Genomic DNA, 395 nt, shown 5'->3' with positions numbered 1-395 from the left:
AAAATTTGTTTGGCCGTTTCGCCGAAAAGATTTTTCAAAGTTTCATTAAACTTTTCCTGTTTGTAAAAATCGTCTGGATCAAAATTGGGATAAAGAACGTCTTTAATTGGATCTCCGCCGTCCTTCCAGTTTGTACATTTCTATAAAACAAATTTAAAAAAAACATTTTCTTTTTTATAATTCAAATATGATTATCAATGTACCTTATATGGTCCTTGGGCTATTGATAATCCTTTACCATTTAACACGTGGTTTGAACAAAATGCCAATTTTATTCCAAAATCAAAGCACACGGCGATTAAAGTGTACCAAATTCGGTCTGTTACATCCAAACCAATTGCAAATATTTCCCTGTTTTCTCCACATGGTACTTTTAATTCTCTGATCTCCGAATC

At 32.4% G+C, this 395-nt stretch carries 1 protein-coding gene; it reads right to left on the bottom strand.

Annotated elements, in window-relative coordinates; all coding sequences use genetic code 11:
• Positions 1-194: 194 nt before the first annotated feature.
• Positions 195-395, bottom strand: a 201-nt coding sequence (locus tag GUI43_RS34365; protein ID WP_211326810.1) for a hypothetical protein, incomplete at its 5' end; no start/stop codon positions are given.

The sequence above is a fragment of the Micromonospora noduli genome, assembly GCF_003264365.1.
Taxonomy (GTDB): Bacteria; Actinomycetota; Actinomycetes; order Mycobacteriales; family Micromonosporaceae; genus Micromonospora; species Micromonospora noduli.
Note: the sequence above shows the minus strand (reverse complement) of the source record. Positions and strands in the feature narration are given on the sequence as shown.